A 22282-nucleotide genomic window follows, 5' to 3' on the forward strand; every position below is an offset into this window, starting at 1 on the left:
CCGTCCTCTCCGCGACCCCGATCGGCGCGACAACACCCCTCGAATGCCGGCACCGGCATTCTTGCGGTGGCGATTATGAGCCTTGCCGAGGGTTTCGCCAGAGACGGAATTGGCGCATCCTTGCTTGGCTTTGAAATTTTCGTCCGCTGGACCAGCTCAAGAGAACGGGTTCAATTCAATCTATCTGGCAGGACCAGATTTGGCGGATGAGTGGCGGATGACGACTTGGTGACAGCCCGGCCGCACTGTTCGCGGATTTCTGGCTAGACCAGAGTGGGTAAAATGATGCAGATTTGATCCACGGCCAAGGGATCTGAGCGGAACGACCAGTGATCCCAGGCAAATTCAGGGAGAGAGAGATGAACATTGCGCCGGGCAAGAGCACCGTCAGCACTATTCCGTTCGACGAGGCGAGGGTCGACCGGCTGATGGAGGAGGCCGGCATCGATGTGCTGCTCGCCACCTCCAAGCACAACACGCAATATCTGCTGGGCGGCTACAAATTCATCTTCTTCGCCGCCATGGATGCGATCGGCCACAGCCGTTACCTGCCGATCGTCGTCTACGAAAAAGGCGGGCCGGACCACGCCGCCTATATCGGCAACCGCATGGAAGGCGGCGAGCATCAGAACAACCCGTTCTGGACGCCGACGCTGCACGCCGCCTGCTGGGGCACGCTCGATGCCGCGAACCTTGCTGTCGAGCATCTGCAGAAGACCGGCAAGGCCGGCGCGCGCATCGGCATCGAACCAGGCTTCCTGCCGTCGGATGCCTACACGCTGATCCGCAAGGCATTGCCGGACGCCAAGCTGATCGATGCAACCGATATGCTGGAACGCATGCGCGCCATCAAGACCGATGCGGAATTGGAGAAGCTGCGCACGGCCTCCGAACTGATCACCGATTCCATGCTGGCAACCATTGCCTGGGCGCGCGAAGGCACGACCAAGGCCGAGATGATCGAGCAGATCAGGCGCGAGGAGACCAATCGCGGCGCGCATTTCGAATATTGCCTGCTGACGCTGGGCTCCAGCCACAACCGCGCCGCTTCACCGCAGGCATGGAAGAAGGGCGAGGTGCTGTCGATCGATTCCGGCGGCAATTACCACGGATACATCGGCGACCTCTGCCGGATGGGCATTTTGGGCGAACCGGATGCCGAGCTCGAGGATCTGCTGGCCGAGGTCGAGATCGTGCAGCAGGCGGCGTTCTCAAAGGTGAAAGCCGGTACGCTGGGCGGAGACATGATTTCGCACGCTGAGGGCGTGTTGAAGAAATCAAAGGTGGCGCCCTATACGGATTTCTTCGCCCACGGCATGGGCCTGATCACGCATGAGGCGCCGTTCCTGATGACGAACCATCCGGTGACCTATGAAGGCACCTATGCGGCCAAACCGCTGGAAAAGAACATGGTGCTGTCGGTGGAAACGACGATGCTTCACCCGACGCGAGGCTTCATCAAGCTGGAGGATACGCTGGCGGTGACGGATGCTGGTTATGTGATGTTCGGTGATCGGGGCAGGGGATGGAACAGGGGTGGTGCTGCCTAGCCGGTATTGAAGGGTGCTGCCCCCCCCCCCCCCGTTGCCGACGAAATTGGGAGGGGGGGTGGGGGGGGAGACCCCCCACACCCCGGGGGGGGGGGGGGCGGGCCGCCCCCCCGGGGGGCGGGGGGGCCGGCGCGGGCGGGGGGGGCCCGGGGGGGGGGGCGCCCACGGGGTTATGGTGGGGGGCGCCCCCCCCCCCGGGTTGGCCACCCTTTGTGCGCAGGGCAATTCGGGGCAATCCGACCTCTCCCCGAGGGGAGAGGAGGGCCGGCACGAACCCCTGGAGGGCGGTGGCCGCGAAGCGGTCGGATGAGGGGGCCTCCCCGCAATTGAGGGCATGGGAAGGAGAAGTCACTTCCCTGCCGGCAATAACCTGAAATCCGGCAGCTCCCGCAACCCCAGTTCCGGTCCAGCGGGCGAGTAGACAACAAACAGCTGCATCGGCCCGTCGCCCGTATTCAGCGTCGAATGAAACCGGCTTTCCGGCACATAGATGGTGCAGCCGGGACCGACCTTCGCCACCACAGGATTGCCTTGCTCGTCCTCGACCATCTGTTCGCCATGGCCCGAGATGACGAAGATGATTTCCTCCGCACCCGGATGGTTGTGGCGGGTGTGGCCCTTCCCCGAAGGCAGGTCGACAACGCCGCCGGAAAAGCGCGTGGCGCCGTTCACTTCCGGAGCCACCGTCAGCGACAGCTTGCCCCAGTCGAAGCCGAAGGCGCTAACGTCCTTCGGATAGACGAACACCTTGCTCTTGTCGGTCATTTGCTCATCCCTTCTTTTTCTTCTGGTCGTGCAGCGTGACGGCCTTGAAATCGGCTGTCTGCCTGGCGATCGCCGCTTCCGCCGGCAGCCGCTCCATGGAGCTCGCGCCGTAGAAGCCATGCAGGCCCTTGCAGCGGTCGAGGATGTAGCGGGCGTCGTTCGGCATCGAGATCGGGCCGCCATGGCAAAGCAATATGACGTCCTTGCGCACCGAGCGGGCGGCATTGGCGACGGCATCGATCTCGACCACGCAGTCGTCGAGCGACTTGGCCGAGGTGGCGCCGATCGAGCCGCCCGTGGTCACGCCCATATGGGCGACGACGATGTCGGCGCCAGCTTTTGTCATGGCGCGGGCTTCGTCGGGATTGAAGACATAGGGCGTGGTCAACAGATCGAGCTTGTGCGCCTCGGCGATCATGTCGACCTCGAGCCCGAAGCCCATGCCGGTTTCTTCGAAACTCTGCCGCATGGTGCCGTCGAACAGGCCGATGGTGGGAAAGTTCTGCACGCCGGAAAAGCCCATCGTCTTCAGCTCGGCCAGCAGCAGCGGCATGATGACGAAGGGGTCTGTGCCGTTGACGCCGGCCAGCACGGGCGTGTGTCTGACCACCGGCAGCACCTCATAGGCCATTTCCTTGACGATCTCGTTGGCATTGCCATAGGCGAGCAGGCCGGCGGCCGAGCCGCGCCCGGCCATGCGATAGCGGCCGGAATTGTAAATGATGATCAGGTCGATGCCGCCGGCCTCTTCGGCCTTGGCCGACAGGCCGGTGCCGGCGCCACCGCCGACGATCGGCACGCCCTTGTCGATCATTCCCCTGAACTTCTTCAGTATGTCCTTGCGCGGTATTGCGGGCATGTTTTTGGACCTCAGTGTCTGGCGATGTCGAGAAAAGCCGCGACCGCGGCCCTGGCGAATTTGGGGTCGTTGATGTGCAGCGGCAGGCGGGTGACGCGGCGGTTGGCATTCGGCTTGATGGTATGCTCGATGGCTTCGAATAGGACGGCGTCAGCCTGCGGATCGAAGAAAGCGCCGCCCTCGACATCGAGTGCCGAGACGCCCTTTTCCGGAATGAGGAAATGCACCGGCCCGTCGCAGAGGGCGAGCCTGGCACCGATCCATTCGCCGATCGCTCGGCATTCCTGCGCTGTCATGCGCATCAATGTGACGTTGGGATTGTGTTCGTAGAACAGTCTTCCTCGATACTGTTCCGGAATGGTCGAGGGCGCCCAGAAATTCACCATGTCGAGCGCGCCGACCGACCCGACATAGGGCAGCTTGCTGCGGGCAATCGCGCCGAAGCGATCCTCCGTTGCCGGCAGCACACCACCGAACAGCAGGTCGCAGACCTCGGTCGTGGTGATATCGATGACGCCGGACAGCAGGCCGCTGTCGGCCAGTTTCTCCATGCTGCGGCCGCCAGTGCCGGTGGCGTGGAAGACCATGCAGTCGTAGGTCGAGCGAAGCTGGTCGGCAATGGCGGTCACACAAGGCGTGGTGACGCCGAACATGGTCAGCCCGATCGAAGGCTTGCCGTCGGGCGGCGGCGCCGGCCTTGCCGCCATGCCTGCTATCGCCTGGGCGGCATTGTGCAGGACGACACGGGAGAGACGGTTCAGCCCGGCCATGTCGGTCACCGACGGCATCATGATGATGTCGGAGACGTCGACATAGGGAGCGGTGTCGCCGGAGGCGAGCGTCGAGACCATGATTTTGGGCAGGCCGAGCGGCAGCGCGCGCATGCCCGATGTGATGATCGATGTGCCACCGCCGCCGCCAATACCGATCACGCCGGATATGTCGTCGCGCGACTGGATGAAGCTGGTGAAGGCCACGCCCATGCCAGCCACCGCCGTGCCGCGGTCATCTATGTCGAGCACGCCGCCGGCACCACCTGGATGATGTGCCGCGACCTCGCGGGCCGGAATATCAACGGGCACGGTGGCGCCGCGCGTTCCGATGTCGACGCGGGCAATCGAATTGCCGGTGGCGGCAATCGCATCGGCTAGGAAGGCAAGTTCCTCGCCCTTGGTGTCGGCCGTGCCCACCACGTAGATGCGCTTCATCGCGTTTCTCCCGTCATCGGCTGACCGGCGCTGGACCGCCTGCCGCTCTTTTGCTTGATCCTTCGGCAAGCGAAGGCCATTGCATTTTTTTGAGACGCACGTATCGTATTGACATGGATGTCTCACGTCAACAAGCCGCCGTGAACGACGACGCCAAAGAGGCTGCCGAACGCGGTCCCCGTGCCCGCACGAGGCGGCTGATTCTGAAGACGGCAACAAGGCTGATGCAGGCGGGCGTCACGCCCTCGGTCAGCGAAGTCGCGGAGGCGGCGGAAGTGTCGCGCGCCACCGCCTATCGCTATTTCCCAAGCCAAGCAGCTCTGGTGCAGGCGGTGGTCGATGAGGGGCTAGGCCCGATACTCGAGTGGCGATCCGATTCGTCCGATGCCGAACGCCGCGTGGCGGAGTTGATAGACAGCGCGATGCCGCGCATCGAGGCCTTCGAGGCAACGTTCAAGGCAGCGCTGAAATTGTCGCTGGACCAATGGGCGCGCGGGCAGGCAGGCACGCTGGGCGGCGAGCCACCCTTCACCCGTGGCCATCGCATGGACCTGCTGGAGGATGCGCTTGCGCCACTGAGGGGCGAGCTGCCGCCGCGCGAATTCGAGCGCCTGGCGCAGGCGCTGTCGCTGATTTTCGGCGTCGAACTGCTGATTGTGCTGAAGGACATCTGGGGCCTGGACAGCGGCAAGACCCTGGCCGTCGGCCAGTGGGCGGCCGCAGCGCTGGTGCGGCAGGCGCGACTCCGGACGCCATCTTGACCAGGGGTGGTGGCGGCGTGAGTTGGGCATGGAGGAGGGCTGGACGAAGGCGGATGCAGGATATGAGACTTCTCCCGATGCGGACCGATTGGGGGGTCGTCGAGGGCAATCCGGGGCGGTCGCCGCGGTAGCTCGGAGCGAATCTGGTTCGACCAGATTTGAAGGTCGGCGATTTCAGTAATTTTGGGGATTGGCGTTTTGCGAACGGGATGAAGGCGGAGAACTGCCAAAAATGAAGGAAATACGAACATATAGCGGACGTTTTCAGCTTATTTTGGTGACGGCGAATTTCAAGAAAGCGCTTGACGGGCATCTTAAATTGGTAATACCAGATTAGGAAAGAAAAGGCGGATCGGGAATGACAGCCGCGGTCTATTTCGGCAGGGCGAGGAGGATCATACGGATGGCGCGTGTTCCGTCCGCACGAGGTGGCGCATCGTGACGCAGACGTCGCCTCGCGCCAGTGCCGGCAAGGGGATTGCGCTGCGCCTCGATGGGCTCAGCAAGGCCTATGGATCCGTGCGCGCCATCAACGACCTGAGCTTCGCCGTCGACGAAGGCCGCTTCTTCGTACTCTTCGGGCCGAGCTCGGTTGGCAAGACGACGACGCTGCGCACTATCGCCGGCCTCGTCCAGGCCGACTCCGGCACGCTTGAGATCGGCGGCCGCGACATGACCCATGCGCCGATCGCCGGCCGCGGCATCTCGATGGTCTTCCAGTCTTTCGCGCTTTACCCCCACCTCACGGTCTATGACAATCTCGCCTATCCGCTGCGCGAGGAGAAAGCCGCGCGCGCCGAGATCGACAAGCGGGTGAAAGAGACCGCCGAGATCCTGAAGCTGACACACCGCCTGAAGGCCAAGCCGGCAACCCTGTCCGGCGGAGAGCAGCAGCGCGTCGCGCTCGGCCGCTCCCTGATCCGCCGGCCAAAGATTCTTCTCCTCGATGAGCCGCTCACCAATCTCGACGCCAAGCTTCGGCACGAGACGCGCGCCGAGTTGAAGCGGCTGCACCGCCAGTTCGGCATGACCGTGATCTATGCCACGCCCGACGAGCTCGAGGCTCTCTCAATGGGCGAGGTGATCGCCGTCATGCGCGATGGCGGCATCGTCCAGATCGGCACGCCGGACGAGCTTTACGAGCAGCCGATCCATACCTATGTCGCCAGCAAGATCGGCTCGCCGCACATGAATCTGTTCACGGCCTCGGTGCGCGCCGACACCAGGTCTTTCGACACGCCGCTCGGGACTCTGGTTCCGGCGACGGCGCCAAAGACTGCCGATGCCGGCGAGGCCGCGCTGATCGGCATTCGCCCGAGCGACATTCGGCTCGCCGCCAAGGGCGAAGCCGGGGTTGCCTCGAAGGTGCATCTGGTCGAACCGCTCGGCGACATCACGATCGTCTCGGTCGAGGCTGGCGGCGAGATGTTGCGCATGGTGCTGCCGGAAGCGATCGCCGCCAGCATCAGGACCGGCGATTCGGCATCGATCGCCATCGATAACAGGAAAATCCACGTCTTCCGCGCCGCGAGCGGCCAGGCAATGACCTGACGCGAACGGCGAGAAGCAATCCGGTTAACCAAGGGAGGAAACGCGAATGACGGCGATGACCAAGATGAAAGGGCTAGCGACAGCCGCAAGCTTCGCTGCTACGCTACTGGTGGGAGGCGTGACCTATGCCTCTGCCGAAGAAGTGACGTTGACGATGGCGGTGCCGGATTGGCCCCCGACCCGCATTATGAAGAAGTTCTTCGACGAGCAGTACAAGCCCAAGTCTGGCAATACCGTGAAGCTCGATGTCGACTTCATTCCGTGGCCGGATTTCTACACCCGCGTCAACGCCTCGTTGACCTCGGGCGAAAAGAAGTACAACTTCATCGTGTCGGACTCGCAGTGGCTGGGCGCCTTCGTCGAAGGCGGCTACTTCCGCAAGATCAACGATCTCATCGATGCCGACCCGGAACTCAAGGCGACGATGGAGTCGATGCATCCCGCCGTGCTCAACGCCTACTCGACCTATCCCAACAGCACGCCGAACTACTACGGCTTCCCGCAGTTCCCGGACGTGCTGGTCACCTACGGCCGCAAGGACGTGCTCTGCAACGACGACGAGCAGGCCGCCTTCAAGGCGAAGTATAATGAGAAGCTGCCCTGCACCGGCGAAGAAATCGACGCCATGGACTGGAACACGTTCGAGCATGTTGGCGAATTCTTCCAGCGCAAGAAGGGCGACAAGCTCGCCGGCCAGGTGCTGGATGACGATTTCTACGGCATCGCCTATCAGGCAGGCAAAGGCTACGACTTCTCGACGAGCTCGGTCCACACGTTCGTCTGGGAGCATGGCGGCGGCATCTGGGATGAAACCAAGGCCCCGACCGGACATGCCGAAGGCGTCGTAAACTCCCCGAAGTCCATCGAGGGCATGGAGCATTTCCTCAAATTGCTGAAGTTCATGCCGCCGGTGGTCAAGACCGGCACCATGGACATCTTCGTCTCGGACCAGTTGTTCCGTGAAGGCAAGGTGGCCATGAACATCGACTGGATCGGTCTCGCCGAAGCCTCGCTGGATCCCAAGACGTCGAAGGTTGCCGACAAGCTGGTGTTCGGATTGGCGCCAGGCCTGCGCGGCCCCGACGGCAAGGTGAATCGTACGTCACAGATCGGCGGACAGCCTTTCGTTCTCACCACCTGGACGACGCCTGAGCAAATCAAGGAAGCGGTGGGCTTCGTGAAGTGGTGGCTCTCGCCTGATATCCAGAACCAGTTCGCCGCCGCCGGCGGCCAGTCCGCGATCAAGTCGGTCTACAGCGATCCGAAGTATGTGACCTATCGTCCGTGGGACCGCGCCTGGGCGAATTCGCTCGACTGGCAGAAGGACATGTGGCACGTGCCGCAGTTCTTCGAACTGCTCACCCAGCAGCAGGACCAGTACGACCTAGCCATCACTGGCAAGCAGGACGCTAAGACCACCCTGGATAACATCGCCAAGTTCCAGGAGGACCTCCTGAAGAACGATGGCCTTATCCAGTAACCTTCCGACATAGCTGCGGGGAGCGGGCAAAAGCCGCTCCCCGTCATTGCCACGTCAGGCGCTCCATATTTCGGACTCCCATGACCGCTGTTTCAAGCACGCTGCCGACACCACGCCTTACCGCGGTTGTTGCCCACAACTGGAAACTCGCCATCGCTGTCGCTGTCGTCGTGTCGGCCATATCAATCGCGGGCTTGCCGGCGGCTGTCTCCTTCTGGGTGGTGGGCGCCACGGTGGCGTTGGTCGCGGCCGCATTTACCGTCAACGCGTATCGCCGCCACTACTTCGGCGCCTTGCTGGTCGCTCCCGCAATCGCCGTTCTGTTTGTGATGAATATCTTCCCCCTGCTGTGGTCGCTGGGCCTTTCGTTCTTCGCCTACCAGGCAAACCAGCAGACGATCCGCTTCGTCGGACTCGGGAACTACGTCCGGATCCTTACCAACGATCTCGCTGCTCACGCGACTTGGGGCGCGCTGATCAATACCGCCATGTTCGTCGTGTTCACCGTCTCCGCGCAGATGATCGTCGGCTTTCTGCTGGCCATCCTGTTCGCCAAGCAATTTCCGCTGCGCAAGTATTTGTTGATCCTGGTGCTGACACCGATGATGCTTTCGGTTGTCGCCTCTGGCGTGTTCTTCACCTACTACTATGATCCGACATTCGGGATTCTCAGCTACGTCATCAATTCCATCTCCGGCAACCAGTTCATCCTGATGAGCAACAAAGTCGGTGCCGTGGCGGGAATCGTTTTCGCCGACGCATGGATGTGGTCGCCCTTCGTCATGCTCCTTGTGCTGGCGGGCCTCGTCTCGGTGCCGAAATACCTTTACGAGGCCGCTGCCATCGACCGTATTTCCAGCTGGCGGCAATTCTGGATGATCACCTTCCCCTACATCCGCGGCCTCCTGATGTTGGCCCTTCTCTTCCGCACCATCGAGGCATTCAAGCTGGCGGACCTCGTCATCCTCCTCACCAAGGGCGGCAACGACACACTGACGATCTCCTATCACTTGATCCGCATCGCCAACGAGCAGAACAAGACGAGTGAGGGCGCGGCGATCTCCTATCTGATGCTGTTCATGGTGATCGTTCTCACCAACCTCTACCTGTACCTCGCAAACCGCCGTACGCAGGGAGCCTAACCCGTGGCCGAATCGATATTGGGAAAGCTCGGCTTCCGCCGGGCCAGCGGAGTAGACGAGGCCGGCTGGGGGCGGACGCTCGCCGTGGCCGTCGTCGCCTTTATCTATTTTCTGCCGGTGCTGTTCATCATATTCACAGCCTTCAAACCGCAGGGCGACGCGCTCCTGGTGCCTCCGACGCTGTCGCCCACGTCGCTGTTCGGCTTGATTCCGGACCATTTTGTGTTCAAGCCCACGCTCGAAAATTTTGGGTCCGTCTTTTCCCGCTCGATGACGCCGGACGGTGCCCCGGAAGCGACAGGATTCGACCGTTATTTCTTCAACTCGATCTTCATCGCCTCGGCGTCGGTGCTGCTGGCGCTGGTCATCGGCACCCTGGCGGCCTTCGGCTTCTCGCGCTATCCGCTGAAAGGCAATGACACCTACCTGTTCATCATCCTGACGACGCGCATGCTGCCGGCGATTGTGGTGATCATTCCGGTGATCCTGATGTTCCGCGTAGTGGGCCTGTCGGGCTCGTATCTCGGCATCATCATGCTCTACACCGCCTTCAACCTGGCCTTCACCATCTGGATGATGAAGAGCTTCTTCGATGAATTGTCGCCAGACGTCGAGGATGCCGCCCGCATCGACGGATCGTCCGGAATGCGGGTGTTCTTCAAGATTTGCCTGCCCCAGGTCATTGCCGGGCTCGCCGCCACGTTCGTGTTCGGCCTGATCCTCACCTGGAACGAGTTCCTCTTCGCCCTGTTGCTCTCGGGGCCCGACACGAGGACGGTCCCGGTCGCCATGAACCAGGCCGTGTCGTCGGGTGGACGCGGCACCGACTGGACTTTGCTTGCCGCCATCGAAACCCTGTTCCTCGTCCCAGTCTTCCTGGTCACCTTCTTCTTGCAAAACCATCTGTTGCGCGGCGTTACCTTCGGCACAGTGAAGCGCTGAGATGTCAACCATCGAACTCCGCAAAGTCACCAAGCGCTTCGGCTCCTTCACCGCGGTCAAGGACGTTGACCTGTCGGTGGCCGCCGGTGAGGTCGTCTGCCTTCTCGGCCCGTCCGGCTGTGGCAAGACAACGACCTTGCGCGTCATCGCCGGGCTGGAAAGCGTCACTGACGGCGAGGTCGTCGTCGCCGGCAAGGTGATGAACAACCTGCCGCCCGAAAAGCGCGACATCGCCATGGTGTTCCAGTTCTACGCGCTCTACCCGTCGGCATCGGTCGCCGAGAACATCGCCTTCCCGCTCTATCATGACGGCATTTCCGGGGCTGAGCGGACTGCCCGCGTCAACCGCGTCGCCGCGATCCTCCACTTGGAGCACGTTCTCGACCGACTGCCGAACCAGATATCCGAGGGCGAAAAGCAGCGCGCCGCCATGGCCCGCGCCATCGTCCGCGACCCCAATTGCTTCCTCTTCGACGAGCCCTTGTCGCGTCTCGATGTCGAACTGCGCCAGACCATGCGTGGCCAGATCAAGGAAGTGCTGCAGGGCCTCTCCAAAGCGACCGTGATCGTGACCCATGACCAGCTCGAAGCGCTCACCATGGCCAACCGCATCGCCATCATGAAGGACGGCCTGATCGAGCAAGTCGGCTCACCGCACGAGGTATTTGCCAAGCCCGCCAATGCTTTCGTGGCGAGCTTCATCGGCACGCCGCAGATGAATCTTCTCGAGGCCGACCTCAAGACCTTCGCCGATGGCACGGCGGACATGACCGTGGCCGGCATTAGTCTGGCGATCCGCACGGACGCGGCGGTCGCGCGACTGCAGCCCGGCAAGGTGACGATCGGTATCCGCCCCCGCGCCTTCACCGCGACCGATACGGGGGACCGTGGCACCATCTCCGCCCGGGCCGAGCTCATCGAGCCCATGGGCGCCGAAACCCTTATTCATGCCCGCACGGCGGCAGGCGCCGACATCCGCGTCGTGGTGACGAGAAGCCAGCGGGTCAAGGTCGGCGAGGCGCTGAATCTACGCCCCGATCCCAGGCAAACCCATGTCTTCGATGGCGCCGGAAAGGCGGTGCGGTCATGAGCGACAGTTCTTCCGGCATGAGCCGCGCCGGCGCGTTCTGCCTCGAGGTCTTCATCATTGGCCTCGGCGTCATGGCGCTGGTGCTGATCTTCCAACCCTTTTCCATCGGCCTGTACGCGGTCGGCAGCGCTCTCGTGGTGCTTGCCGGACTCATCAACAACCTGCTGCCGTTGGCCCAGCCGGGCGTCAAGGTGCGCAGTGTGGTGACCGCAGCGCTGGTCGTGGCGCTGGTCTTCTGCATTGCGCTGCTGGTTTCGATCACGGCGGCGCATCTCTACGGCGTCTTCTTCCTCAATCCACCGGACCCCAACACTCTCGCCGGCAAGGCGCAGCTCGCCACGCCGCCTTTCTACAAGCAGGCTTTCGTGTGGGAAATCGCCGCCGCGGCGGTGATTCTCGCGCTGGTCGTCACCGCTCTCAACAAGACAGCGCGATGATCAGCAGCTGACGCTATCCGGCAGGTCGCGCTCGCGCCGGTCCGCGACGGTCGGTGTGCGTCGCCCTCTCAACTCTCGCGCCGTCATCCGCCGGCTTGACCGGAGGACCCGACGCCGAGATCAAGGATCGTGTCGACCGCGCCGCCAAAACGCTGCGGATCGAACATCTGCTCGATCGCAAGACCGATCGTCTGTCCGGCGGCGAGATGCAGCGTGTCTCGATCGGCCGCGCCATCGTGCCCAAGCCGCGCGTGTTCCTGATGGACGAGCCGCTGTCGGCGCTAGACGCCAAGCTGCGCGAGGCGCTGCGCACGGAGCTCAAGAACCTGCAGATACAGCTCGGCGCCACCTTCCTGTTCGTCACGCACGACCAGATCGAGGCGATGTCGATGGGCGACAAGGTCGGTGTCTTGAACCATGGCCGCATCGTCCAGACCGGCACGCCGCACGAGATCTACAACAGTCCGCGCGTCGGCTCACCGCCGATGAACCTCATCGACGGCAGACTGGTGAACGGCCGCGCGGTGATGGCGCCGATGAATTTCGAGCTGCCCTTTTCAGGGGGAGCCAAGACTTTTGGGGCGCTAAAGACGGGTGCGGCGACCGACGGTCGGCCGCTCGTCTTCGGCATCCGTCCGGAGGATGTCTATCTGGAAAGCGGCGCGCCGGTCGAAGCGCGCGTCCACGATGTCGAGAACCATGGCGTGGAAAAGATCCTGACGCTGCGTGTCGGCGACACGATGCTGCGCGCCACGGTGCCGGCCAGGACCGATGTCGCCATCGAGCAGCCGGTGCGCTTTGCCTGGAACCCGGACAAGGTGGTGCTGTTCGACAAGGGCAGCGGCGTCAGCTTGCGGCAGGCGTCATAAGCCGCACCCTGCCTTATTTCGGTAGGTAGGTTTCGTAAGGCGTGTCGTTGATCAACAGGATCACGCACTCCGTGTCGGACAGGCAAGCGTCGTCATGCATCTCATTGGCCTTCTGGGTCCAGTAGGATCCCGGAGGCAGTTCGACCTTGGTCGATTCGCCACCTGTCATCTGCCAATGCGCCCACAACCCCTTTATGACCACGGCGCGATAGTCGGCGGTGTGCGCGTGAACCGGTGCGCGCCAGTTGCCGGGAACTTTCAGCAACGTTCCCGCCGGGCCCTTGGCCCTTTCTCCCCATAGTGGCCCAAGGCGTTGCGGCTGGTCCGGTGCTTCAGCGACGTAAGGAGTCTTGTCAGCCGGCAGATAGCTGTCCTCGAGAGCAAAGGCGCGAGCGGGAAAGACGCACAGAGTGGCGAGCACTAGAAATCCAGAACGATTGGGCATGGCGGTTCCTCCGCCTGCCAGACTATGACGGTACGGTCGGCGTGCAATGACATGCCGTCCAAAAGATTTGGCAATTTCTCCAGTCCGGAGAGGGATTCGTACCGAATCCTCATCTCAGGTGTGGGTGTGGCCGTCACCGGTGTTCCGCAGGTGGCTCGGCGCCACGCCCATCACCCGCTTGAAGGCGCGGCTGAAGGAGGCTTCCGAATCGTAACCTAGTTTCGCCGCCGCCACTGACACCCTCAAACCGTCGCGGGTAAGCCATTGCCGTGCCTGGTGCATGCGCACGCGCAGCACGTATTTCGCCGGCGTTTCGCCGACGACGCTGGCAAAGCGTTGGGCGAAGGCGGAGCGCGAAGCGCCCATCATCCTGGCCAGCGCCTCGACCGTCCAGTCGCGGTCGGGCTGCAGATGAATGGCGGCGAGCACCTTGCCGACATCGGGATTGCGGACGGCGGCAATCCAGCCGGAGGCATCGCCACAGCCTTTCTCCACCCAGGAGCGGATGATGGTGGCGGCGAGCACGTCGGCAAGGCGCGCCAGAATGCCGCCGGAGCCGACCCGGTCCATCGTCACTTCGCCGGCCATGGCATCGAGCAAATGCTGGATGCCCGGTGCGTTGGTCATCAACTTATGCGCCTGCATCAGACTGGGCATCATGTCGAGCAGGGGGTGCGAGCCGTCGAGGTTGAAATGCATGCTGCCGCAGAACAACAACGTCTTGCAGCCATCGCAGCCGTTCGAGACGTCGTAGATGTTCTCGCATACCGGTTCGATTGAGTAGCGGCCGATCGGAATGGGCGGCACCCCTGGCGCGCTGGCCAGAATATGCTCGTCGCCGCGCGGGATCAGCAGCGCGTCGCCAACCGACAGCTCGATCCACTCCTTCGACGGTGAGAACAGCCAGCAGCTTTGTTGCCCGATGAAATGGAACCGTGCCGCTTTCTGCGCGGGAAAGGAAACGGCCCAGGGCTCGCCAAGCACGCAGCGGCCATAGTCGACGCCGTCGAGGCGCAAGCCGCGCAGCATGTCGGTCAGCGGGTCACCAGACGCGGGCAAAGCAGCTTTGGACGAATTGTAGTTCATTTCGGTGTTTTTAACATGGAAACTCCAGGCTGTCACTCCCTATGTTGCAGTGCAGCCAAATGTTGCGCCGCAACCAAGCCAAGACCGACCATATAGCCAAGCCGTGAAGGCAAGGCATGGAACGGGTGGAAGCCCCAATAGGCCATTGCCTATGCGGCGCCGCAAACAGATCGGAGACTGACCATGGCCGAACCCGCGACTGATGTCATCGACGCCGCACTTCTGAACCCCGCAGACATCGATGAACGAACCGAGCCGGCATGGGGTGCCGTTGTATCACTGGCGCTTGGGGTGTTCGGGCTGGTCACGGCCGAATTCCTGCCCGCCAGCCTGCTGACGCCAATGGCGCGCGATCTTGGGGTGAGTGAAGGCGTTGCCGGACAAGCGGTGACGGCAACCGCCATGGTCGCTGCGATCGCCGCACCGACCATGGCGATCATCACCAGGCGCATGGACCGCAGGCTGGTGATGTGGATGCTGACATCGTTCCTCATCCTGTCCAATCTTGTGGCCACCTTTGCCTCGTCGCTGCCCATGCTTCTGCTGGCCCGCGTCGTGCTCGGCGTGGCGCTGGGCGGCTTCTGGGCGATGTCGGCGGCCATGGCGCTGCGGCTGGTGCCGATGCGGCTGATGCCGCGCGCCATGTCGATCATCCTGACCGGCGTTTCGCTGGCCACGGTCACCGCCGCCCCTGTCGGCGCCTATGTCGGCGACATCTGGGGCTGGCGCACGGCCTTCATGATCGCGACAGTCGTCGCTGCGCTGGCATTGCTGGTGCAGGTAGCGGCCATTCCGAAGCTGCCGCCTGTGGGTGTCGCGAGCTTCCGCACCTTGCTTGAGGTGCTCGAGCGGCCGTCGATCCGAGTGGCCCTTCTGGTCGTGCTGCTGGTTGCGTCCGGGCACTTTGCCGGCTTCACCTATGTCCGCCCCTTCCTTGAGAAGGTGCCGGTGCTCGACATCGAGACGATCTCGCTGGTGCTCCTCGCCTACGGCACAGGCGGCTTCCTCGGCAACATCGTCGGCGGCATCCTGGCCGAACGCAACCTCAAGGCCGCGGTTGCGCTGGCCCCCCTGCTGATCGCCTTGGCGGCTGCCTCCATGCGGGTCTTCGGCGCCTCGCCGACGGTCGCTGCGGCTGCCGTTGCCGCCTGGGGCTTTGCCTTCGGCGCGGTGCCGGTCGGGCTGCAGAGCTGGCTGGTGCGGGCGGCGCCCGACCAGGCCGAAAGCGCCGGCGGCTTGATGGTAGCGACCTTCCAGGTGGCGATTGCGCTGGGCGCCGTCTTCGGCGGCCTGCTGGTCGATCATGCCGGCGTCGCCAGCGCCTTCGCCTATTGCGGCGCGGCAACCCTGCTGGCGGCCATCGTGGTGTTCCTGCGCGGCCCGAAGCAGGCCGAGTAGTCTCCCATCTCTGACTTATCCAGCGATGGCGGCGACGAAGCGGTTGAGACTGTCCTCGACATAGGCCGTCACATCGATCGTCGGATCGAAGCTCCACCACAAGAGCGAGCCCTGCCAATGTGAGGCCATCAGCAGGCCGACGTCCTGTGGCGGGCCGGACATCTCCGCAAAGCAATCCGCAAGGATTTCGGATAGGGATGCCCTCCAGGCCGCCCCCCGCGCCCGGAGCACGGGATCACGCAGATCCTCGCGCAGGACAAGTAGGCCTTCGGCATAGGATTCGATGCCGCCATAGCCTTGCGATAGCGCGACCAGCAGCTCGATCGCGCCAGCCGGTGTCCTGGCGATGGTGGCGCCCAGTGTCCTGGTCTTGTCGTCGAGATCATCCCAGGCATGCAGAAGGGTGCGTTGTTTCAACCGCGCCTTGTTTCCAAAACGCTGCACCAGAGTTGCGCCGGAAAGGCCGCAAGCCTTTGCCAGCCGATCGAAAGTGAGCGCCTCCGGACCATGCCCATGGATCAGCCGAAGCGCTGCCTCCAGCACCTGTTCGTCCGACTGGGTTTTTGGCCTTGTCATCTTGACATCTCAATATAACCGAATGATCATTTATATATGACAAGAGCGGCGGAAGCCAGCTCAGTTTGATTGATCGTGCCGTTTTCGGGAGAGTTCAATGACGTTGCAAGGAAAAGTCGCATTGGTCGCCGGCGCCACGCGTGGCGCCGGGCGCGGTATCGCTGTCGAGCTAGGAGCTGCCGGCGCCACCGTCTATGTCACCGGGCGCACGACACGCAGCCAAAAATCAGAATATGCCCGACCCGAAACCATTGAGGAAACGGCGGAACTGGTCTCCGCGAACGGAGGCAAGGGCATTGCCGTACAGGTCGATCATCTGGTTGCCGACGATGTACGAAGTCTGGTCGAACGCATCCGCACTGAACAGGGTCAGCTCGACATACTCGTCAACGACATCTGGGGCGGCGAAAAACTGTTCGAATGGGACAAGCCCGTCTGGGAGCACAATCTGGAAAACGGCTTGCGCATGCTGCGGCTGGCCATCGACACGCATTTGATCACCGCCCATCATGCGCTGCCCCTCATGATCGAGCGGGCGGGCGGGGTGCTGGTCGAAGTCACCGACGGCACGGCCGAATACAATGCTGACCACTACCGGCTGTCGCCCTTCTACGACCTGGCCAAGGTTGCGGTGAACCGCATGGCCTGGGCGCACGCCAAGGACCTTGCGAAACATGGCGCCACGTCAGTCTCGTTGACGCCCGGCTGGCTGCGGTCAGAAATGATGCTGGAGGCCTTTGGGGTGCGTGAGGAGAACTGGCGCGATGCAACCGCCACTGTGCCGCATTTCGTCATTTCCGAGACGCCGCGCTTCGTTGGGCGCGCCGTTACCGCCTTGGCGGCGGATCCAAACCGCGCGCGCTGGAACGGACAGTCGCTATCCAGCGGTGGGTTGGCGCAGGTCTATGGTTTCACCGACCTCGACGGTTCGCGGCCCGATGCCTGGCGCTATGTGCCGGAAGTCCAGGATGCCGGCAAGCCTGCTGACCCAACGGGTTACCGGTGACCTGGAACCGCTCAAGCCGAGCGCCCGTCGAAGTCGAAGATCGACAGGGTGGACGGGTCGAGATCGGCGACGCAGTTGAGGTTGATGTAGGCGTTGCGTTCACCGCCTTCACGGACATCCTCCGCGAAAGGGTGGATGCCGCAAGTGCGGCAGAAGCGGTGCGCCATCGCGTGATTGCCGAAGGCGTAGGTGCCCAGGTCGTCGCCCCAGGCCAGGACCGTCAGGCTCCCGTGCGGGATGGCACTCAGCAAAGCGCCCTTGCGCCAACAGATCGAACAGCTGCACCGGATGGCGCCGGTCAGCTCCGCCTTGAATTCGAAGGCGACCTTGCCGCAATGACAGCTGCCTTTGTACAGCATCAGTATCTTCCTATCGCTGGCAGGTGCAAAGGCACGCTGGCCGGGTTATTCCCTTCCGCAGGCCAAATCGGCTGCTTGCCTTAAAGACGTCGCATCCTGGCGGAGTCCGACATCGACATGCAATCAATCCGCGATCGTCTCGAAATCATCCTGTCACGTCTTGCCAATCGGGCTGGAGACGAGAAGGTCTTCACGAAGCTCTATGCCGAGGCAGCGCGAGCCGCGGCCGATGCCAGCGATGCGCGCAAAAAGGCTGGCGTGACGCTCGGACCGCTCGACGGCACCATTGTCTCGATCAAGGATCTGTTCGATGTCGCCGGCGAGGTGACCACGGCGGGCTCGCTTATGCTTAGGACTGCCTCGCCCGCTGCGCGCGACGCGGCCATCGTCAGCCGGCTGCGTCAGGCTGGAGCTGTCATCATCGGCAAGACCAACATGACCGAATTCGCCTTCACGGCGATCGGCGACAACATGCATTACGGCACGCCGGGCAATGCCGCCGATGCCAGCCATATTCCCGGCGGTTCGTCCTCTGGCGCCGGCGTTTCCGTCGGCGAGGGGACGAGCGACATCTCGATCGGCTCCGATACCGGCGGTTCCATCCGGATCCCGGCATCGTTGAATGGTGTTGTCGGCTTCAAGCCGACGGCCCGGCGCGTGCCGCTCTCTGGCGCCTTTCCGCTGTCGGGCACGCTGGACTCGATCGGGCCGCTCGCCCGAACCGTCGCGCAATGTGCCGCTGCCGACGCGGTGATGGCCGGCGAGGTGCCTACAGAGCTGGCGGCCATGCCGCTCGCTGGGCTTCGCGTCGGTATCCCGCGCGGCGTTCTCTTCAGCGACACGGAAGGCGAAGTTGCTGCGGCTTTCGAGCATTGTCTTGGCAAGATCGAACAGGCCGGCGCGCGCATTGCCGATCTGGCGATCGATGACATGATCGCGGAGCTGCGCACGGCCACCAAGCGCGGCTCGATCGCCGCGATGGAAGGAGCCGAGATCCACGCCGACTGGCTGGCGACGGGCGCATCGGTGCCGGTCGACCCGCATGTCAGCGGGCCCTTGTCGCGGGCGGCCATGCTGCCGACGCCGGTCTACATCAGGGCGTTCCACCGTCGCACTGCTCTGGCAGCAGCCATGGATGAGCGGCTGACATCGGTCGATGTGCTGGCTCTGCCGACCACGCCGGTGACGGCGCCGACCATCGTTTCCATGAGCGAGGATGACGAATTGCGCGACCACGTCGAAGGCCTGCTGCTGCGCAACACGCAGGTCGCCAACCAGTTCGGCCTCTGCGCGATCTCGTTGCCAATGCCTGATATGGCCCTGCCGGCCGGACTGATGTTGGTGGCTCGCAACGGCCATGACCGGCATCTGCTGCGGATAGCTACTGAAGTGGAGAGGCTGCTGCGCGGCTGATCGGTAGTGAGTGGCCAGGAGTGGTCAGGGCGACGAACAGTGCTTGCGTTCGCTGTCCTTGGCGGTGCGCACAATGCGGGTCGCGACCAGCCATGGCAGGCTGTAGTCCTTGCCGGTGATGGTCTGGGTGCGGTGTTGGATCGAGCCCCTGACGACGATCTTTCCGCTATAGAGCACGTCGGACTGATCGATTATCGCCTTGTCCACCTGCGGCAAGCCGCTGGCATCGATCGACACGCCCTTGATAATCGTGCCGGTGGCAAGATCGAGCGCGCTGTTCGACGGGCAGGGCGCCTTGAAGCAGCGTAGTCCGTTGTCGCAATAGACATAGCTGCTCTCGGCAGCGAATGCCGGCAAGGTGCAGATGGACGACGCTGCGGCAATCTGAATTGCAAGGCGAAGACCGGACATGGCCGCACCGTCGCGGAGAATTGGGGCGAAACCGCGATTGCTATATGTCGAGCGGAAACCGCTGCCGGTAATGATCGATCACTTCCGGATTGCGCAGGTTGACCGGCAGTTTATTGGCCAGCACCAGCAAGGTTTCCCCTGCCGCGCCGACGCCCATGCGCATCATCGATTCCTCGGTGATCCCCGCCATATGCGGGGTGATGATGACATTGTCGAAGCCGAAATAGGGATGATTTGCCGGCAGCGGCTGCGTCGAGAAAACGTCGAGTGCTGCGCCGCCGATGCGGCGTTCCCGCAAGGCCTCGATCAGCGCGTCATCGTCGACTACCGGCCCGCGCGACACGTTGATCAGAAGCGCGTTGGGTTTCATGCGGGCGATGCGCTCGCGGCTGATCAGGCCGCGCGTCTCCGGCGTCAGCGGGCAGCAGAGCACGATGATGTCGCTTTGCTCGACCAGTGCGTCGATCGACAGGAAGCCGACTTTTTCGGGCGCCGGCTGCATGCTGCGCGTCGTTGCCACCACTCTCAGGTCGAAGCCGTGCGCGGCGATATGGCCGACGGCCTGGCCGACGGCACCGAGGCCGACGATGCCGATGGTCTTGCCGGCAAGTTCGATGTTGGAATTGGCGTGCTCGCGGCCGGCGAGCCAGCCCTTGGCGCGCAGGTCGCGGTCGACCCTGCGGAATTGCCGCAACAGCGCAAGTGCGGTGAACATGACATGTTCTGCAACCGAGCGCGCATTGACCGCCGGCACGTTGGCCACCAGAACGCCGGCCGCGGCCGCTGCTTCCATCGGTATCATGTCGAGCCCGGCGCCATGGCGGATAGCTGCCCGCAGCTTCCAGGCCCCCTCGAACAGTGCCGGTGGCAGCGGCGCGCGCACGATGACGATGTCGGCGTCCTTAACCTCCCTGGTCAAGGTGGCAGGATCGAGCGCCGATGCGATGACCAGTTGACCAGCGCTAGCCAGCCTGGCCGAAGCGCGGGGATGCAGCGGATGGGTCGACAGGATCTTCGGCACGGTCTGGGCCACGGTCAGGCCTTTTCGAGCGCGGGGCTTGGCGGCGCAGCCGCCTTGCCGCCTTCGATCAGGCCCTTCCAATAGCTTTCCGCGCCTTGAAGGTGGGCGCTCATCAGCGCCTGGGCGAGATTGCCGTCGCGGCGCAGCAGCGCCTCGTAGATCTGCACGTGCTCGGCATGCGAACGCACGCTGCGCTCGGGATCGTTGAAGTAGATCGGCAGGCGCTGCTCCCCCATCAGGTAGTAGACGCTGCAGATGTTGTGGAAGACGCTGTTCTTGGTGGCGCGCACGATCTCGAGATGAAACTCGCGGTCTTCCTTGGCGAGGCCTTCGCCGGCGGCGATGCGCTCCTCGGATGCCTTGAGGATTTCACGCAGCCGTTCGAAATTCTCCTCGGTGGCGCGCGAGCAGGCAAGTTCGGCCGCCTTGATCTCATGGATCTTGCGCAGCTCGACCGTTTCATAGATCTGCAAGGGATCAAGCGGCAGGCCGGCGCGCGCGAATAGCGCCAGCGCCTCGACGCTCGCCTGCTTGGTGTCGATGTAGATCCCCGACTTGGCCCGGCGTTCGACGATGCGCATGGCTTCCAGAATGGCCAGCGCCTCGCGGATCTGGCCGCGGCTGACGCCGAAATGCTCCGCCAGCTCACGCTCCGACGGCGTGCGACCGGTCTCGCTGTCCGAGTGGGAGAACAGGTAGGCGGCGAGTTCGGCGAGGAGGTTCTTTTCTTTCATCGTCAACTGCGTTGCGCGTGCGCCTCCAGGAATCGCTCAGAAATGGTGAATCCCAATCCGGGCTTTTCCGGGATCGCTATCATACCGTCCTTTGCTTCGACAGTCTCTTCGACCAGATCGTGGATCATCGGGTTGGCCCCGAGCGAATATTCGACCGTGAAACTCGACGGCGAGGCGGCGCAGACATGCAGTCCGGCGAAGAAACAGGGGGCGCCCGCCCACAAATGCGGGGCAAAGCGCAGATTGAAAGCGCTGGCGATGGTGCCGATCTTCATCGCCTCGCTGATGCCGCCACAGAAGGCAGGATCGGGCTGGAAGATATCGGCCGCTTTCAGCACCGCGAGGTCGCGGAAGGCATAGCGCGTTGCCTCGCTTTCGCCGGTGGCGATCGGCACGGCGCCGGAGGCGCGCACTTCGGCCATGCCCGGCTTGTCGTCGGCGATCACAGGCTCCTCGAACCAGGCGAGATCGAGGTCGTTGACGAGATGGATGAAGCGCTTGGCTTCGGCAACCGTATAGGTGCCGTGGGCGTCGACCATCAGCTCGACATCGGGGCCGAGCGCCTGGCGCGCGGCGCGGACACGGGCGGCGGAAATGTGGGCTGCCCCATCCATGGCGCCGACCCGCATCTTCAACGCCTTGAAGCCGCCCCTGGCGATGTAGGATTTCAGTTGTTCGCCGATCGCATCGGCGGATGCCCAGCCGCCGGAGGCATAGGCCTGCATGCGGTCGAGCTTGCGGCCGCCGAGCAGACGCCAGACCGGCACGCCAAGCGATTTCCCCAAAATATCCCAGAGCGCGATGTCGACTGCGCTGATGGCGGCGATGCTCATGCCGCGCCGCGCCAGTTGCGGCATGGCATGGCCGGCGCGCGCGGCACTGTCGTGGCGCACGCCGTTGTAGAGCATCTCCCAGATGATGCCGATGTCGGCCGGGTCGCGGCCGATCAGCTGCGGGCCGATCTCGTGGTTGAGCATATGGACGAGCGCGCCGTAGCTGCCGGCACTGCCGGCGGCGTTCTTGCCTTCGCCCCAGCCGACCAGCCCGTCATCGGTTTCCATGCGCAGGATGGCGGCGTCGAAGGTCGTCACCTGGCCGAAGTCGCTGCGATGTTGCTTCGCGGCTTCGATCGGGATGCGGACCCACCAGGCTTGGACGGTCTTGATGCGCATGTCTTTC

At 63.3% G+C, this 22282-nt stretch carries 22 protein-coding genes and 1 pseudogene; 12 read left to right on the forward strand and 11 right to left on the reverse strand.

The window, feature by feature from the left end; genetic code table 11:
- Positions 1–359: 359 nt before the first annotated feature.
- Entirely contained in the window at positions 360–1550 is a 1191-nt protein-coding gene (locus tag HGP13_RS08485) for a Xaa-Pro peptidase family protein (RefSeq protein ID WP_172223865.1), read from the forward strand.
- Positions 1551–1898: 348 nt separating this feature from the next.
- On the opposite strand, the gene HGP13_RS08490 is transcribed toward HGP13_RS08485, so the two are convergent.
- Genes HGP13_RS08490 through HGP13_RS08500 form a run of 3 tightly spaced genes read right to left on the reverse strand, consistent with a single transcriptional unit; the run spans position 1899 to position 4382 of the window.
- Complete coding sequence (locus HGP13_RS08490; protein ID WP_172223869.1) at positions 1899–2315, reverse strand: cupin domain-containing protein; 417 nt, start codon at positions 2313–2315, stop codon at positions 1899–1901.
- 4 nt (positions 2316–2319) lie between these two features.
- Positions 2320–3174: a phosphoenolpyruvate hydrolase family protein gene (locus HGP13_RS08495; RefSeq protein ID WP_172223872.1), complete on the reverse strand. Its 855-nt coding sequence runs from the start codon at positions 3172–3174 to the stop codon at positions 2320–2322.
- Positions 3175–3185: 11 nt separating this feature from the next.
- Positions 3186–4382 (reverse strand): Tm-1-like ATP-binding domain-containing protein, encoded by a 1197-nt coding sequence (locus tag HGP13_RS08500; RefSeq protein ID WP_172223874.1) that lies wholly within the window; start codon positions 4380–4382, stop codon positions 3186–3188.
- A gap of 113 nt (positions 4383–4495) precedes the next feature.
- On the opposite strand from HGP13_RS08500, the gene HGP13_RS08505 reads away from it, so the two are divergent.
- The 8 genes and pseudogenes from HGP13_RS08505 to HGP13_RS08540 all read left to right on the forward strand — a co-directional run.
- Positions 4496–5143 (forward strand): TetR/AcrR family transcriptional regulator, encoded by a 648-nt coding sequence (locus HGP13_RS08505; protein WP_172234644.1) that lies wholly within the window; start codon positions 4496–4498, stop codon positions 5141–5143.
- A 438-nt stretch (positions 5144–5581) separates the two neighbouring features.
- A complete protein-coding gene (locus HGP13_RS08510) occupies positions 5582–6694 on the forward strand; it encodes an ABC transporter ATP-binding protein (protein WP_172223877.1) in 1113 nt (370 codons plus the stop codon).
- 46 nt (positions 6695–6740) lie between these two features.
- On the forward strand, positions 6741–8174 hold the full coding sequence (locus HGP13_RS08515) for an ABC transporter substrate-binding protein (protein WP_172223881.1): 1434 nt from the start codon (positions 6741–6743) through the stop codon (positions 8172–8174).
- A gap of 80 nt (positions 8175–8254) precedes the next feature.
- Positions 8255–9316: a sugar ABC transporter permease gene (locus HGP13_RS08520; protein WP_172223885.1), complete on the forward strand. Its 1062-nt coding sequence runs from the start codon at positions 8255–8257 to the stop codon at positions 9314–9316.
- Between the two features lie 3 nt (positions 9317–9319).
- Complete coding sequence (locus HGP13_RS08525; RefSeq protein WP_020629045.1) at positions 9320–10258, forward strand: carbohydrate ABC transporter permease; 939 nt, start codon at positions 9320–9322, stop codon at positions 10256–10258.
- Between the two features lies 1 nt (position 10259).
- Positions 10260–11348 carry an ABC transporter ATP-binding protein gene (locus HGP13_RS08530; RefSeq protein WP_172223887.1) on the forward strand — a complete coding sequence of 363 codons (1089 nt, stop codon included), beginning with the start codon at positions 10260–10262 and terminating at the stop codon, positions 11346–11348.
- Positions 11345–11785: a hypothetical protein gene (locus HGP13_RS08535; protein WP_172223890.1), complete on the forward strand. Its 441-nt coding sequence runs from the start codon at positions 11345–11347 to the stop codon at positions 11783–11785. The genes HGP13_RS08530 and HGP13_RS08535 overlap by 4 nt, the downstream gene beginning before the upstream one ends.
- A 116-nt stretch (positions 11786–11901) precedes the next feature.
- Positions 11902–12654, forward strand: a pseudogene (locus tag HGP13_RS08540) (ABC transporter ATP-binding protein); the annotation flags it as partial.
- A gap of 13 nt (positions 12655–12667) precedes the next feature.
- On the opposite strand, the gene HGP13_RS08545 reads toward HGP13_RS08540, so the two are convergent.
- On the reverse strand, positions 12668–13099 hold the full coding sequence (locus HGP13_RS08545; protein ID WP_172223896.1) for a DUF4437 domain-containing protein: 432 nt from the start codon (positions 13097–13099) through the stop codon (positions 12668–12670).
- 114 nt (positions 13100–13213) lie between these two features.
- Positions 13214–14185 carry an AraC family transcriptional regulator gene (locus HGP13_RS08550; protein ID WP_172223901.1) on the reverse strand — a complete coding sequence of 324 codons (972 nt, stop codon included), beginning with the start codon at positions 14183–14185 and terminating at the stop codon, positions 13214–13216.
- Positions 14186–14368: 183 nt separating this feature from the next.
- Here HGP13_RS08550 and HGP13_RS08555 point away from each other — a divergent pair, with 183 nt between their 5' ends.
- On the forward strand, positions 14369–15583 hold the full coding sequence (locus HGP13_RS08555; protein ID WP_172223904.1) for an MFS transporter: 1215 nt from the start codon (positions 14369–14371) through the stop codon (positions 15581–15583).
- Between the two features lie 15 nt (positions 15584–15598).
- Here the strand turns inward: HGP13_RS08555 and HGP13_RS08560 are convergent, their stop codons facing one another.
- Positions 15599–16159 carry a TetR/AcrR family transcriptional regulator gene (locus HGP13_RS08560; protein ID WP_172223906.1) on the reverse strand — a complete coding sequence of 187 codons (561 nt, stop codon included), beginning with the start codon at positions 16157–16159 and terminating at the stop codon, positions 15599–15601.
- A gap of 97 nt (positions 16160–16256) precedes the next feature.
- Here HGP13_RS08560 and HGP13_RS08565 point away from each other — a divergent pair, with 97 nt between their 5' ends.
- Positions 16257–17165: an SDR family oxidoreductase gene (locus HGP13_RS08565; protein WP_172223909.1), complete on the forward strand. Its 909-nt coding sequence runs from the start codon at positions 16257–16259 to the stop codon at positions 17163–17165.
- A gap of 11 nt (positions 17166–17176) precedes the next feature.
- Here the strand turns inward: HGP13_RS08565 and HGP13_RS08570 are convergent, their stop codons facing one another.
- Entirely contained in the window at positions 17177–17524 is a 348-nt protein-coding gene (locus tag HGP13_RS08570; RefSeq protein ID WP_172223912.1) for a GFA family protein, read from the reverse strand.
- A 117-nt stretch (positions 17525–17641) separates the two neighbouring features.
- Here HGP13_RS08570 and HGP13_RS08575 point away from each other — a divergent pair, with 117 nt between their 5' ends.
- Positions 17642–18937, forward strand: coding sequence for an amidase (locus HGP13_RS08575; RefSeq protein WP_172223915.1), 1296 nt, complete (start codon positions 17642–17644; stop codon positions 18935–18937).
- Between the two features lie 24 nt (positions 18938–18961).
- Here HGP13_RS08575 and HGP13_RS08580 read toward each other — a convergent pair whose 3' ends face one another.
- The 4 genes from HGP13_RS08580 to HGP13_RS08595 are packed head-to-tail and all read right to left on the reverse strand — an operon-like array spanning position 18962 to position 22275.
- On the reverse strand, positions 18962–19348 hold the full coding sequence (locus HGP13_RS08580) for a hypothetical protein (protein ID WP_172223918.1): 387 nt from the start codon (positions 19346–19348) through the stop codon (positions 18962–18964).
- Between the two features lie 40 nt (positions 19349–19388).
- Positions 19389–20369, reverse strand: coding sequence for a hydroxyacid dehydrogenase (locus HGP13_RS08585; RefSeq protein WP_172234645.1), 981 nt, complete (start codon positions 20367–20369; stop codon positions 19389–19391).
- Positions 20370–20383: 14 nt separating this feature from the next.
- Positions 20384–21103, reverse strand: coding sequence for a FadR/GntR family transcriptional regulator (locus tag HGP13_RS08590; RefSeq protein ID WP_172223921.1), 720 nt, complete (start codon positions 21101–21103; stop codon positions 20384–20386).
- A gap of 2 nt (positions 21104–21105) precedes the next feature.
- A complete protein-coding gene (locus HGP13_RS08595) occupies positions 21106–22275 on the reverse strand; it encodes a mandelate racemase/muconate lactonizing enzyme family protein (protein ID WP_172223923.1) in 1170 nt (389 codons plus the stop codon).
- Between the last annotated feature and the right edge of the window lie 7 nt (positions 22276–22282).

The sequence above is a fragment of the Mesorhizobium sp. NZP2077 genome, assembly GCF_013170805.1.
GTDB lineage: Bacteria > Pseudomonadota > Alphaproteobacteria > Rhizobiales > Rhizobiaceae > Mesorhizobium.

What these genes read in the sequence shown, in the direction of transcription:
- HGP13_RS08485 (WP_172223865.1), top strand. Translation starts at nt 360, where the DNA reads ATGAACATTGCGCCGGGCAAGAGCACCGTCAGCACTATTCCGTTCGAC.
- HGP13_RS08490 (WP_172223869.1), bottom strand. Translation starts at nt 2,315, where the DNA reads ATGACCGACAAGAGCAAGGTGTTCGTCTATCCGAAGGACGTTAGCGCC.
- HGP13_RS08495 (WP_172223872.1), bottom strand. Translation starts at nt 3,174, where the DNA reads ATGCCCGCAATACCGCGCAAGGACATACTGAAGAAGTTCAGGGGAATG.
- HGP13_RS08500 (WP_172223874.1), bottom strand. Translation starts at nt 4,382, where the DNA reads ATGAAGCGCATCTACGTGGTGGGCACGGCCGACACCAAGGGCGAGGAA.
- HGP13_RS08505 (WP_172234644.1), top strand. Translation starts at nt 4,496, where the DNA reads ATGGATGTCTCACGTCAACAAGCCGCCGTGAACGACGACGCCAAAGAG.
- HGP13_RS08515 (WP_172223881.1), top strand. Translation starts at nt 6,741, where the DNA reads ATGACGGCGATGACCAAGATGAAAGGGCTAGCGACAGCCGCAAGCTTC.
- HGP13_RS08520 (WP_172223885.1), top strand. Translation starts at nt 8,255, where the DNA reads ATGACCGCTGTTTCAAGCACGCTGCCGACACCACGCCTTACCGCGGTT.
- HGP13_RS08530 (WP_172223887.1), top strand. Translation starts at nt 10,260, where the DNA reads ATGTCAACCATCGAACTCCGCAAAGTCACCAAGCGCTTCGGCTCCTTC.
- HGP13_RS08535 (WP_172223890.1), top strand. Translation starts at nt 11,345, where the DNA reads ATGAGCGACAGTTCTTCCGGCATGAGCCGCGCCGGCGCGTTCTGCCTC.
- HGP13_RS08545 (WP_172223896.1), bottom strand. Translation starts at nt 13,099, where the DNA reads ATGCCCAATCGTTCTGGATTTCTAGTGCTCGCCACTCTGTGCGTCTTT.
- HGP13_RS08550 (WP_172223901.1), bottom strand. Translation starts at nt 14,185, where the DNA reads ATGAACTACAATTCGTCCAAAGCTGCTTTGCCCGCGTCTGGTGACCCG.
- HGP13_RS08555 (WP_172223904.1), top strand. Translation starts at nt 14,369, where the DNA reads ATGGCCGAACCCGCGACTGATGTCATCGACGCCGCACTTCTGAACCCC.
- HGP13_RS08560 (WP_172223906.1), bottom strand. Translation starts at nt 16,159, where the DNA reads ATGACAAGGCCAAAAACCCAGTCGGACGAACAGGTGCTGGAGGCAGCG.
- HGP13_RS08565 (WP_172223909.1), top strand. Translation starts at nt 16,257, where the DNA reads ATGACGTTGCAAGGAAAAGTCGCATTGGTCGCCGGCGCCACGCGTGGC.
- HGP13_RS08570 (WP_172223912.1), bottom strand. Translation starts at nt 17,524, where the DNA reads ATGCTGTACAAAGGCAGCTGTCATTGCGGCAAGGTCGCCTTCGAATTC.
- HGP13_RS08575 (WP_172223915.1), top strand. Translation starts at nt 17,642, where the DNA reads ATGCAATCAATCCGCGATCGTCTCGAAATCATCCTGTCACGTCTTGCC.
- HGP13_RS08580 (WP_172223918.1), bottom strand. Translation starts at nt 19,348, where the DNA reads ATGTCCGGTCTTCGCCTTGCAATTCAGATTGCCGCAGCGTCGTCCATC.
- HGP13_RS08590 (WP_172223921.1), bottom strand. Translation starts at nt 21,103, where the DNA reads ATGAAAGAAAAGAACCTCCTCGCCGAACTCGCCGCCTACCTGTTCTCC.
- HGP13_RS08595 (WP_172223923.1), bottom strand. Translation starts at nt 22,275, where the DNA reads ATGCGCATCAAGACCGTCCAAGCCTGGTGGGTCCGCATCCCGATCGAA.